At 33.5% G+C, this 13,191-nt stretch carries 10 protein-coding genes; 7 read left to right on the top strand and 3 right to left on the bottom strand.

Annotation, left to right across the window (positions count from 1 at the left end; translation table 11 throughout):
- Nucleotides 1-24: 24 nt before the first annotated feature.
- Nucleotides 25-1,425 (top strand): dihydrolipoyl dehydrogenase, encoded by a 1,401-nt coding sequence (lpdA, locus tag K7G76_RS10585; protein WP_223034191.1) that lies wholly within the window; start codon nucleotides 25-27, stop codon nucleotides 1,423-1,425.
- Nucleotides 1,426-1,627: 202 nt separating this feature from the next.
- On the opposite strand, the gene K7G76_RS10590 is transcribed toward lpdA, so the two are convergent.
- Both K7G76_RS10590 and K7G76_RS10595 read right to left on the bottom strand, forming a co-directional pair.
- On the bottom strand, nucleotides 1,628-2,344 hold the full coding sequence (locus K7G76_RS10590) for a LytR/AlgR family response regulator transcription factor (protein ID WP_223034192.1): 717 nt from the start codon (nucleotides 2,342-2,344) through the stop codon (nucleotides 1,628-1,630).
- Entirely contained in the window at nucleotides 2,345-3,400 is a 1,056-nt protein-coding gene (locus K7G76_RS10595; protein ID WP_223034193.1) for a sensor histidine kinase, read from the bottom strand.
- Between the two features lie 186 nt (nucleotides 3,401-3,586).
- Here K7G76_RS10595 and K7G76_RS10600 point away from each other — a divergent pair, with 186 nt between their 5' ends.
- From K7G76_RS10600 to K7G76_RS10610, 3 genes are all read left to right on the top strand, one after another.
- Nucleotides 3,587-3,967, top strand: coding sequence for a MotA/TolQ/ExbB proton channel family protein (locus K7G76_RS10600; RefSeq protein ID WP_223034194.1), 381 nt, complete (start codon nucleotides 3,587-3,589; stop codon nucleotides 3,965-3,967).
- 23 nt (nucleotides 3,968-3,990) lie between these two features.
- Nucleotides 3,991-5,220, top strand: a complete 1,230-nt coding sequence (locus tag K7G76_RS10605; RefSeq protein ID WP_223034195.1) for an alpha/beta hydrolase-fold protein — start codon at nucleotides 3,991-3,993, stop codon at nucleotides 5,218-5,220.
- 417 nt (nucleotides 5,221-5,637) lie between these two features.
- Nucleotides 5,638-6,576 carry a hypothetical protein gene (locus tag K7G76_RS10610; protein ID WP_223034196.1) on the top strand — a complete coding sequence of 313 codons (939 nt, stop codon included), beginning with the start codon at nucleotides 5,638-5,640 and terminating at the stop codon, nucleotides 6,574-6,576.
- 154 nt (nucleotides 6,577-6,730) lie between these two features.
- Here the strand turns inward: K7G76_RS10610 and K7G76_RS10615 are convergent, their stop codons facing one another.
- Nucleotides 6,731-8,095, bottom strand: a complete 1,365-nt coding sequence (locus tag K7G76_RS10615) for a DEAD/DEAH box helicase (RefSeq protein ID WP_223034197.1) — start codon at nucleotides 8,093-8,095, stop codon at nucleotides 6,731-6,733.
- 83 nt (nucleotides 8,096-8,178) lie between these two features.
- Here K7G76_RS10615 and pabB point away from each other — a divergent pair, with 83 nt between their 5' ends.
- Genes pabB through K7G76_RS10630 form a run of 3 tightly spaced genes read left to right on the top strand, consistent with a single transcriptional unit; the run spans nucleotide 8,179 to nucleotide 13,189 of the window.
- Entirely contained in the window at nucleotides 8,179-9,468 is a 1,290-nt protein-coding gene (pabB, locus tag K7G76_RS10620) for an aminodeoxychorismate synthase component I (protein WP_223034198.1), read from the top strand.
- Nucleotides 9,469-9,482: 14 nt separating this feature from the next.
- Nucleotides 9,483-10,799, top strand: coding sequence for a tRNA lysidine(34) synthetase TilS (tilS, locus tag K7G76_RS10625; protein ID WP_223034199.1), 1,317 nt, complete (start codon nucleotides 9,483-9,485; stop codon nucleotides 10,797-10,799).
- Nucleotides 10,796-13,189, top strand: coding sequence for a protein-disulfide reductase DsbD family protein (locus tag K7G76_RS10630; protein WP_223034200.1), 2,394 nt, complete (start codon nucleotides 10,796-10,798; stop codon nucleotides 13,187-13,189). Before tilS ends, K7G76_RS10630 begins: the two co-directional genes overlap by 4 nt.
- Nucleotides 13,190-13,191: the final 2 nt, after the last annotated feature.

Consider the following 13,191-nt stretch of genomic DNA (forward strand, 5'->3'; position numbering starts at 1 on the left):
TAATTTCAGAATAAAAACAATCATATGAATTCTTACGATGTAGCCATTATTGGCTCTGGACCTGGAGGTTATGTAGCAGCTATACGTTGTGCGCAACTAGGCATGAAAACCGCAATAATTGAAAAATATGCAACACTTGGTGGCACCTGCCTGAATGTAGGTTGTATTCCTAGTAAAGCCCTTTTAGATTCGTCGCACCATTACGAAGATGCTGTAAAGCATTTTGAAGAGCATGGTATTGAAGTTCCAGGCGATATTAAGGTGAATTTAGAAAAAATGATTGCAAGAAAACAAGCTGTTGTTGATCAAACTACAGGAGGTATTGATTTCTTGATGAAAAAGAATAACATTGATGTTTATCAAGGTTTAGGTAGTTTTAAAGATGCTACGCATATTACAATTTCTGGTGATGAAGCTACTGAAATTGAAGCCAAAAACACCATTATAGCAACAGGTTCAAAACCATCGAATTTACCGTTTATTAATATCGATAAAGAGTGTATAATCACATCAACCGAAGCGTTGAAACTAAAAGAAATTCCAAAACATTTAATTGTTATTGGAGGTGGTGTTATTGGTTTAGAGTTAGGTCAGGTTTACAGACGATTAGGTGCTGAAGTTACAGTTGTAGAATATATGGATCGTATTATTCCAACTATGGATTCAGGATTGTCTAAAGAGCTTAACAAAGTCTTTAAGAAAGCAAAATTTACCATGAACGTATCTCACAAAGTGAAGTCGGTTGAGCGTGTAGGAGATGAAGTAGTTGTTAAAGCCGATAACAAAAAAGGAGAAGAAGTTGAAATAAAAGGTGATTACTGTTTAGTGTCTGTTGGTCGTCGTCCATATACAGATGGTTTAAATGCGGAAGCAGCAGGCGTGAAACTAAACGATAGAGGTCAAGTTGAAGTTAATGAGCATTTACAAACATCTGCCAGTAATATCTACGCTATTGGTGATGTAGTTAAAGGCGCTATGTTGGCTCATAAAGCCGAAGAAGAAGGTGTTTTTGTAGCTGAAACTATTGCAGGGCAAAAGCCACATATCGATTATAACTTAATTCCAGGTGTGGTTTACACATGGCCAGAAGTGGCGGCTGTTGGTAAAACAGAAGAAGAATTAAAAGAAGCTGGTGTGGATTATAAAGTGGGACAATTCCCGATGCGTGCGTTGGGAAGAAGTCGTGCGAGTATGGACTTGGATGGTTTTGTGAAGATATTGGCAGATAAAGCTACCGATGAAATATTAGGTGTACACATGATTGGTGCACGTGCAGCCGATATGATTGCCGAAGCTGTTGTAGCTATGGAATACAGAGCCTCTGCTGAAGATGTTTCCAGAATGTCACATGCACATCCAACATTTACGGAAGCTATTAAGGAAGCGGCTCTAGCTGCTACCGATGATAGAGCCTTGCATATTTAACAAAAATATTGTCATTCCGCACTCGATGCGGAATCTAGAAAAGCGAACCATTTGGTTCGCTTTTTTTGTTTACAACTGTTTTTCAATATTAAAAATAGTTTATTGACTTTATAATTTGAAAAAACTAACTTCGCTTATCATAAGATATAAAACATTAAAACGATTTCATATCAAGTCGATAAACGAAACTCGGTTTTTCTAATTAATACTGCTCCAAAATCTTTAAAACGTCTTTTTTATAACTTCTACTAATGGTTAGGGCTTGGTTGCCAACTACAACATGCTCGTTGGTAAACGATGCAATATGGGCAATAGAAACAATAAATGAGCGGTGAATACGTAAAAAATCGGTTGTGGGCAATTTGGCTTCAATGGCTGTTATGGTTTCTCGAGTTACTATGGTTTCCTTTGGTAAGTGTATTTTAATATAATCGCTGTAGCTTTCAATGTAGATAATGGCATTAAAGTCAATTTTAATCATACGCCTATCAGACCGTACAAACATAAACTCATTTGTTTCTTGTGGCTTTAAGCTTTCTTGAGGCGTGTTTTTATACACTTCAAAATAGGTATTTACAGCTTTTAGCAACCGTTCAAACGAAATGGGTTTCAATAAATAATCAACTGCTTGTAGCTCAAAACCTTCCACAGCATAATCGCGATAGGCTGTGGTGAAAATAATCTTGATATTGCTGTTTATGGATTTAGCAAAGGAGATTCCGCTAATATCAGGCATATTAATATCTAAAAACACCAAGTCAATGTCGTGGCTGCGAATAATATTAAAAGCTTCCATAGCATGACTGCAACTGGCAACAATTTTAATGTTATCAATTTTTGATACATGCGAGCTAATAACTTCGCGTGCTATAGCCTCGTCATCTACAATTAAACAGTTTATATTCTTATGGGTTGACACTTATTTGGTTTTTAAATGTAGTTCTACTTTAAACGATTTGTCGTTATTAATAATATTTAAATCGTACTTATTTCTGTAAAGCAATTCCAATCGCTTTTCAATGTTTTTTAGTCCAATGCCATGTAATGGTGTATCATCAGTCTTAAAACTAGTGTTTTCAATTAAAAATGAAATCGTATCAGCATGGGAAGTCAGCTTAATTTTTATGGTTAATACACCTTCCATTAAACTACCGTGTTTAAAACTGTTTTCAACAAAGGGTAACAACAACATAGGCGCAATTGTGGTGGTGTCGTTAACGTTTTCATAATCAAAGATAACATTTAAGGTGTTGTTGAAACGCATTTTTTCAAGCTCGATATAATCTTCAATATGTTGAATTTCATCTGTTAATAATACAAATGGTTTATTGGCCTGATAGAGTAGGTAATCGAGCAGATTTGATAGCTTTAAAATCATTTCTGGAGTTTCATCGGCTTTTTTAAGGGCGAAGCCATACATGGTATTGAGTGTATTGAACAGAAAATGCGGATGTATTTGCATTTTTAAATAGTTCAGTTCCTGTTCTTTAAGCTTTAGCTGGGTTTCCAGAATTTTAGTTTCAAGAGCCTTGGTTTTTTTGGCATGACTTAAATTTATTCGCATTAGTTTAAAGGCACTTACTATTACCACAATTAAATAAACAACAGATGCTACTATAATGATATTTTGAGTAAGCGGATTCATATTGGAGTATTCAAAACCAGCTAGGTAAATCAGACTAAAAAAAACGGAAACCACTATTAAATAAGTAGATACTATTAATGTGTAAACACTATAAATTACAAAAAGCCAATAGCGTTTTTTAACTAAATAATCAGGTATGAGTTTATAGATGGAAACGTAAGTGGTTGCCATTGTAATGGGCATTAAAAACAATGAAAACAGTAAAGTATCTTGATAATTTGACGTATTTGAATCGAAGAAATACGTAAAAAACAGCAACACACAACACCAAAACAGCGTGTGCAATATTCCTTTAAAAACTAATTTCTTGATTAATTGTTTTAACATCATGATAGACTGTTTACAAGTATACAACGAATTTTCGCTAGAATGTTAATTTTGTAGACAGATAACAAGATTAGGTCTGGTTTCTGCATTTTTGTTTTCTACAGTGCTAAATAGGTTAACTATCGCAAAACCATAATTTTATTTTAAAAAACGTCATAAGTTTGATGGCGTAACAAAAAAACAAAAATTATGACTTTTCTATTTCCGTTTTTATTTAGTCCATTTACAGATGGAGGCCCTTTAATGATGTCTCTAATTACAATATGTTTAATCTTGTCTGTAGTCTTTTTAATAAAAGGTTTTACAAGTTTAAAATCAAATGCTGGACAATCTAAAAAAATGCTCCGTCTAGCTATAGACAGCAGTTTGTTAGGTCTAGTAATTGGTTTTTTTGCATCTATTTTAGGGCTAATTACGGCTTTCGATACAGTAGAAGCCATGGGTAATCCAGACCCATCAATATTTGCAGCTGGACTCAAGGTTTCTTTAATTACGGCTACCTACGGCTTACTAACTTTTATTATTGCTCGAGTGGGCATTCTAATCTTAAAAGGCTTACAAAAAGACTAATCAACAAAATCAAATAAATCAAAATGCGAACAGTTTTATATTTAATTATTGCCCTTGTTTTACAACAAACTATCAGAGCCCAATCTGACTATTTATATCAAATAGGAAAAAAAGACAGCGTCTATTCTAATATCCTTAATGAATCTAGAGATATATATGTTCAATTGCCATATAGTTATAATGCAAATTCAAATAAAAAGTACCCTGTTATTTATATTTTAGATGGTGATGTACTATTGCCAACTGTTGTTAATGTTCACGATTTTTATAGTGGCGGTTTTATGCCAGAAATGATTATCGTGGGTATTTCTAATGCCGAAAACAGAACTAGAGATTTAACGACTTCAAAAATCACATCAAGACGCGGAATGCCTTATAATGAAGAACATGGTGAGGCAAAACATTTCTTGCCTTTTATAAAAACAGAGCTCATTCCGTACATAGAAAGCAAATACCCAGTAACCAATTACAGAACATTAATTGGGCACTCTTATGCTGGATTATTTGCTATATATACCATGTTAAATGAGCCAGATTTGTTTGCAAATTATATAAGTATCGATCCTAGTTTAGATTGGGATGATCAAAAGATTATGAAGCAAGCTAAATCAGATTTTCTGAATAAGAATTTTAATGGAAAAGGCTTATTTATGTCTTTAGGTGGACAATTGCACATGCAAGATTCTAGTATAACAATAGATAACGTTATGCAAGATACTTCGGATTATACGTTGTTTGCACGTTCTAATATTGAATTAGCTCAATTTGTTGATAAAAATGAATCAATCGGACTTAATTATGAATGGCAATTTTATCCTAATGATTTACACGGTACTATCCCACAACCGTCTATTAAAGATGGTTTAATAGCACTGTTCAAGTGGTTTCAAATGGAAAACACCTATGCCATAAATAACCCTGAAACAACTGTTAAGGAATTGCAAGGCATAATAGAGCACCGGGCAGAAAAATTAAAAAAACACTTTGGTTATGTTGTGCCACCTTATCCAGAAGAACTTTTAAATATGTCTGGATATATGAATATGGATATGGGACAACCCGATAAGTCTAAACTATATTTTGAAAAGGCTATTGAATATTATCCTAATAGTGCTAATGCTTACGATTCTATATCTGATTATTACGAGTCACAAGAAGATTTCGCGAATGCCTTAAAGTATGCCAAAAAGGCTTATGCAATTAGTGGAGACGACTATCATAAATCAAAAATTGAAAAGTATAAGAACATGTAGTTAGCAGTTTTTATATATAAATTTAAAGCGGTCTTATGGATCGCTTTTTTTGTATAATGAACTGAAAATGATGTTAATGGAATTGTTTAAATCTTTTCTAAAAACGTTAAATGTAAAGTTGTGTAATACATAAAATTTAAAGATATTACACCTGATTAATAGTGTAATGCAGATAATCAATTTGACTTTCAGAGCGAACTTATGTATGGTAATAAGTTATTGTTAGGAAGGTTTTGAAGACTAATGCGATTATTTGCGGGTCCCTTGCCAGCGGGCAAGGGATTTTTTTGATTAGTACTTTTTATAATTGAATTTGTTTGGGCTTGGATATTAAATTAAAAAAACTGAAATTCCCTGCATTTAGCAGATGTAAATTATTTAAACAATATTATATTAAGGCGTTGTAAATATTAAAGTATGATAACATCAAAACGACATCCTTTTAAATTTTATTTTCCATTATTATTCGGCTCATTTTTTTTTCTTGCTCTAGGAGTTGTCATGCTACATCTTTTTTTTGACCAAAGAGATGAAGGTAACACAGGTCTAAAAACATTGCTAATGCCTTTATTTTGTGTTATATTATTCTTCTTATGTTTCTATACATTACGTCAATATTTTAAAAACACGCCCAAGATTAGAGTTGATAGAAAACAAATTTTTTTTGGAACTGATATGTATCAATTATCAGACATATCAAAGATAAAGTTTAATGGGAAGTTTCCATTTAAATATTTAATTAGCTTTCCGATGGAAGGAGCGTCAATAAAGTTCAAAAATGGAAATGAAAAATTAATTTTCAATGATATGTACTCAAACACTTGGGAGATTAAACTTTTTCTTGATTCAGTAATTAGCAACAAACAATTTCAAAACAAGCTAGATGATAAGATTTCATCTGAAATCATTCGATTTGAAAGTTTCGAATTCTTTAAAGGCTTGCAGATTACAAGTTTCAGAGGAATAATGCTTTGGGGTTTTATTGGCGCAATTTTAATTCCATTTTTTATAAACTCAAAAACACCACCGATAGGATTTTTTATTTTCACAGTAACTTTTGGTGCATTTTGGATTGCACTAAACTCTTGGCTTATGCATTTCTTTGGCGTGTCAGATAAATATCTAATAGTCAAAAACCATAATTTCTTTTGGAGGCTTAAAATTTACCGGCTTTCAAATATTAAGGAAGTTGTATACGAATCCCAAGGTAAGCAACCAAATTGCTTAAGAATAATAACAAATAACTATCGAAATAAACTCTATCCTGCCTGTACACTCAGGGATAAAACTTGGCTTGAATTAAAAAAAATACTTGAGAAGAAGGGTGTAAAAGTTAGGAACGAATGCATTTTTTAAAATAATTACAGTTATAACAATGATTATAAATAACTGTTTTTCAAAAAAAAACAACCTAAATTTACTGACTGCTTTTCCCTTTTTTGAATTTTGTAACCCCTTCATGTGCAGGAATAACAAAGTCCAGTTCTATTGCCTATGCAGGAATGGCAAGTTACTTCCGTTTCTTCCGTTTATTATAATTTTTATCACCTCTGGTTTTAGGCTTTTTATACTTTTTGGCAATTTCCCGTTTGTATGAACCACCTAGGTTTACCTTTTTATTTTTGTCCTTCTTTTCATGAAAAGCAGGGCCAACTCCATCATCATCTTTACGTTTTAACGGATTGTTGCGTTCCTTTATTTGTGGACGTTCTTCTTCAATAAGTTCAGTTGAAATGGTAACGTCCTCGGGAAAAGAAACTTCAGGAATTACCATGTTCATTAACGACTCAATACGTTCTACAGCTTCAGTTTCTTTTTCGGTATGGAATAGCAGAGCGTTACCTTTTCTTTCGGCACGACCCGTTCTACCAATACGATGCATATAGTTTTCAGGGAAGTTTGGCGTATCAAAATTAATGACATGCGAAATGTTGTCAATATCCAAACCACGCGCCATAACGTCGGTTGCTACCAAAATACGATGCTCACCTTCCTGAAATTGCTCTATACTACGCAGACGATAGTTTTGCGTTTTGTTGGAGTGTATTACACAGGTTTCGTTATGAAACTGCTCCTCAAGGGCATCAAATAAACGGTCAGCCATTTTTTTATAGGCTACAAACACCAAAACTTTATTATAAGTCTCGTTATCCGTCAATAAATGAATCAATAAATTGAGCTTGGTGTAAAAATTTGGAACAGCATATTTTGCTTGCAAAATGTTTTCCAAGGGTGTTCCCGAAACGGCAATGGAAACCCGTTGTGGGGCGATAAAAAAATCAGTGATTAAGTTATCTACATCTTCGGTCATAGTGGCCGAAAACATGATGTTCTGTCTACGCTCTGGTAAAATGTCAAAAATATTGATAAGCTGATGCCTAAATCCTAAATCCAACATCACATCTACTTCATCAATCACCAGTTTTTGAATGGATTTTAATTGTAGTACCCTGCTAACAGCCAAATCGTACAAGCGTCCAGGTGTGGCCACAATAATATCTAAACCTTGGGCAACTGCTTGCTTTTGGGTGTTGATGTTGACACCTCCATAAACACCCAAAACACGAACATTAATGTATTTAGCCAATTTTTCAATTTCTTCAACAACTTGAACAACCAACTCTCGAGTCGGGACCAATACCAATACACGTGGATTATCTTGCTTCGAAAATTTTAAATTTCGAAGTATAGGCAACATATAAGCAAAAGTTTTACCCGTTCCAGTTTGGGCAATTCCCACAACATCTTTACCCGAAGCAACCACATTAAATGCTTGCTCTTGAATGGGTGTTGGCGTTGTAAAACCCAAATCGTCCAACGCATTGTACAATGGTGTGTTTAGGTTTAAATCTCTGAAAGTTGTTGTTTGCTCCATAATGCAAAGGTAATTTTTTATAATAGAGTTTTATGCTTGTTAATGCATACAATTATTCAGTAATTTGTGATTAACAATAATTAGTGAGAAAAAGTCAAACATATCAAGTTGAAAATCTTGAAGCATTCAAGATTCAAGTATTGCAATGGAGTCAACAATTTCGGGAGGTTGTCTGGATGGACTCTAATCATTACGAGCAAAAATATTCTAGTTTTGATGCTATTTTAGCCGTAGATGCCTTTACAAGTATTCAAACTGATTATATGGAGGCTTTTAATAAGTTAAAAGACTATCAAACCACAACGGACGATTGGATTTTTGGTTACCTAACATACGATTTAAAAAACGCTATTGAAAATCTGGAGTCTAATAATTTTGACGGGTTAAAATTCCCAGATTTATTTTTCTTTCAACCTCAAAAACTCTTTTTAATTAAGGACAATACAATCACGTTTTCTTATCTAAATGTTGTTGCAGATGAAATGGAGCTCGATTTTGAAACAATATCGAATATTGAATTAGTAGAACAATCAAAATCAGATAGTGTAAAAATAAAGTTACGTATACATAGAGATGAATATCTAGAGAAGTTAAATGCTATGCTGTCCCATATTCATAGAGGCGATATTTATGAAGCTAATTTTTGTCAGGAATTCTATGCTGGCAATACTGAAATTAATCCTGTAGAAACCTACATGCAACTCAATGCTATTTCAAAACCACCTTTTGCTACCTTTTTAAAACTGGATGATAAATTTGCATTGTCAGCTTCACCAGAACGGTATTTAAAAAAAACAGGAAATAGTATAATATCTCAACCTATAAAAGGCACAGCAAAACGTTCGGATAATTTAGAAGAAGATAATAAGCTTAAAGAATTATTGTTTCAAGATGAAAAAGAGCGTTCAGAAAACATTATGATTGTAGATTTGGTGCGAAACGATTTATCTAGAACAGCTATAAAAGGAAGTGTTCAGGTAAATGAGTTGTGCAAAGTGTACACATTTAAACAAGTCCATCAAATGATTTCTACGATTACTTCTGAAATTAATAAGGACATACATCCTGTTGATGTTTTAAAAACCACGTTTCCTATGGGTAGTATGACAGGTGCGCCCAAAGTGTCTGCCATGAAAATTATTGAAGAGCTTGAAGAAACCAAACGTGGGCTATATTCGGGAGCAGTGGGGTATTTTTCGCCTCAAGGCGATTTTGATTTCAATGTAGTTATAAGAAGTATTTTGTATAATGAAACCAATCAGTATGTCAGTTATTCGGTAGGAGGAGCTATTACGGCTAAAAGTGATCCGCATAAGGAATACGAAGAATGCTTGGTTAAAGCCCGAGCTATGCGTGAGGTTTTAGAGAATTAAGTTTATTTTTGAGCATGTTTAATCGCTTTAATGAACATATTGAAAACAATTTTCCATTTCTAAAAAAAGGCAAACTGCTTATTGCTATTTCTGGCGGATTGGATAGTGTGGTGCTTGCACATTTATGTCATCAATTGAAGTTGAATATCAGTTTGGCCCATTGTAACTTTAACTTGCGAGGAGCTGAAAGTGATACTGATGAGGAATTTGTGTTGAGTTTAGCTGAAGATTTAGATTTAGAAGTTTTTGTTGAAAGTTTTGATACAGAAAGTTATGCTAATCAAAGTAAACTTTCTATTCAAATGGCTGCTCGTGAATTGCGTTATAAGTGGTTTGCAGATTTAGCAGAACAATTGCATTTTGACTATATTCTAACAGCTCATCATGCCGATGATAATCTAGAGACATTTTTAATTAATTTATCACGAGGAACTGGTTTGGATGGATTAATAGGAATTCCTGAACAAAATAATAACATTGTTAGGCCTTTATTGCCATTTTCACAAGACGATATTTTGCAATATGCACAACAACATAAAATAGAATGGCGAGAGGACAGCAGTAATGCTTCAACTAAATATTTGCGTAATAAATTACGACACGATGTCATTCCCGTTTTAAAGGAATTAAACCCCAAATTGCTTCAAAATTTTAATAAAACCCAAAACTATCTTCATAGTTCAAAAACAATACTTGAAGATGCCATGTTAAGGTTTCAAAAGAAGGTGATTACGGTTGATGGCGATAATATTTTTCTGGATATTAAAAAAATTAAAACCTTTTCAGAACCGAATGCTTATCTGTATGAGCTTCTTAAAGATTTTGGCTTTACTGAATGGGAAGATGTCTATAGTTTACTCGATGCGCAATCTGGCAAATTTGTAAAATCAGAGTCATATCGATTAATTAAGGATAGACAACATTTAATAGTGACATCTATCACGGCTAATGAGTCTTTTCAACCTATTGAGGTTATTAAAAACGAGACTTCTGTTTTAACAAGCTTGGGTAAATTAACGCTACAAGAAGTAGAAGTTGTTGGCTCTGCCAATAGTTCGACAATTTTTGTTGATAAAGATTTGTTAAAATATCCGTTATCAGTAAGAAAATGGAAAAAAGGCGACTATTTTTACCCTTTTGGAATGACAGGAAAAAAGAAATTGAGTAAGTTTTTCAAGGATGAAAAATGGTCGTTGCCCGAAAAAGAAGAGGCTTTACTGTTAGTTTCAAATAAAGAAGAAATTATTTGGATTCTCAATAGCCGTATGGATAACAGGTTTAAACTAACTAATAATACAAATTCGATATTAAAAATAGAACTAACCCAATGAAGCATTTAATTACCTTATGTGTCGCTTTTTTATTTTTCAACACACTTTCAGCACAGCTGCAGCCTGTAAAATGGACTGCTGAATCTGAAAAAATTTCCGATACCGAATACAATATAATTTACAGTGCTATTATTGATGACCATTGGCATCTATATTCACAGCACTTACCAAAAGGTGGCGCAATTCCAACAGAGTTTACATACAATGAAGATGTTTTAGGAAAAGATTTTAAGCTCGTTGGTGAGGCAGAAGAAAGTGAGAGTATTACCAAGTTTGATAAGGTTTTTGAAATGGACTTAACCTTTTTTGATTATTCGGCTACGTTTACTCAAAAGATTGAGGTTTTAAATCCAAGTTTGTCGACTATTACTAGTGAAGTTGATTTTCAAGCCTGTGATGACAAACAGTGTATTTTTGATAGTCAGATTTTTAATATTCAATTGCCTAACAGTGCCCCAAAGACTTCGAATAAAGAATCGCAAATATTTGAACCTGTAACATGGACGTCAAAAGCCAAGAAATTATCTGAAGACGAATATGAGGTGGAGTATATTGCGACCATCGAACCTGGCTGGCACTTGTATTCACAGTATTTGGAAAGCGATGATGGACCCATTGCAACCGCATTTAGTTTTAACGAAAAAGTTGGATATACTGTAATTGGAAAAACAACCGAGCCAGAAACTAAAGCTGTATTTGATCCAGTGTTCGATATGAACATCAAGTACTTTTCTAATGAAGCGCGTTTTGTTCAAAAAATCAAATTAACTGATGCGAGTTTAAAAACCATTCCTGCTGAAGTTTTCTTTATGGTTTGTGATGAAACTCGATGTTTGCCTCCAAATACAGTAACATTTTACACGCCTATTGATGGTAGTTCAAGTAGCTTAAAAGCAGATGTTAATGTTGATGAGAAAAGTCAGGCGTTTTCTGAAGCCTTGAATTTAAATGTAACAGGTTGGGATAATTTTGAAGCCGAAGAAGTTAAGGAGAAAAGTAACTTCATGATATTCCTATTAGGATTTTTAGGAGGCTTAATTGCCTTGTTAACACCTTGTGTATTTCCAATGATTCCACTTACAGTTTCATTTTTCACAAAAAGCTCTGGCGATGGTAAAAAAGGATTGGCAAATGCCATGCTTTATGGATTCTTTATTTTTCTAATTTACTTTTTATTGAGCTTGCCATTTCATGTTTTAGACTCTTTAGATCCAGAAATTCTAAATAACGTTTCTACAAATGTGACACTAAACATTATTTTCTTTGTTATTTTTATTGCTTTTGCATTTTCGTTCTTTGGCTATTACGAGTTAACCTTACCAGCATCTTGGAGTAATGCATTAGACTCTAAAGCCAATAAAATTGGAGGTTGGATTGGTGTCTTTTTTATGGCTTTAACTTTGGCAATTGTGTCGTTTTCGTGCACAGGTCCAATACTAGGAACACTTTTGGGAAGTTCACTGTCTAGTGATGGAGGCGCAACGCAATTAACACTTGGCATGAGTGGATTTGGATTAGCCTTGGCATTGCCATTTACGTTATTTGCCATGTTTCCTAAATGGCTAAATTCTTTACCAAAATCTGGAGGGTGGTTAAATACCGTGAAAGTTGTTTTAGGATTTATAGAATTGGCATTGGCCTTGAAATTCCTTTCTAATGCTGATTTGGTTGAGCATTGGGGATTATTAAAGCGTGAAGTATTTATAGGCCTCTGGATTATTATAGGAATTGGCTTATTATTATATTTATTGGGTAAAATTAGATTCCCACACGATGGTCCTTTTCAAAAAATTAGCTTTAGTAAATGGAGTTTTATAGTTTTGGTTTTTGCCTTTGTGGTGTATTTATTACCTGGTTTAACAAACACTAAATATGCTAATTTAGAATTGCTAAGTGGTTTCCCACCACCAATGTTCTATAGTCTCTATGAAAAGGAATCGGAATGTCCTTTGGCGTTAAACTGTTATAAAGATTTAGAATCAGGTTTAGAGGCAGCAAAAGCAGAAAACAAACCTATTATGTTGGATTTTACCGGTTGGGCTTGCGTTAATTGTCGAAAAATGGAAGAACAGGTTTGGAGTCAAGATAAAGTATATGATGTTTTAAATGAAGATTTTGTAATCATTTCATTATATGTTGATGATAGAAAGTTTTTGCCAGAAGACGAACAGTTTAAATTCAAAAAAGCCAATGGAACTTTAAAAAGTATAAAAACTATTGGTGACAAATGGGCAACCTTACAAACCTTAAATTTTAAAAATAACTCACAACCATATTATGTCCTTCTTAACCATGATATGGAATTGTTAAATCATACAACAGCTTACACACCTGATGCAGATGAATATTATGATTGGTTGATTAAAGGATTGGAACGTTTTGAAGAATAGCT

This window comes from Hanstruepera marina, from assembly GCF_019880635.1.
GTDB classification, from domain to species: Bacteria; Bacteroidota; Bacteroidia; order Flavobacteriales; family Flavobacteriaceae; genus Hanstruepera; species Hanstruepera marina.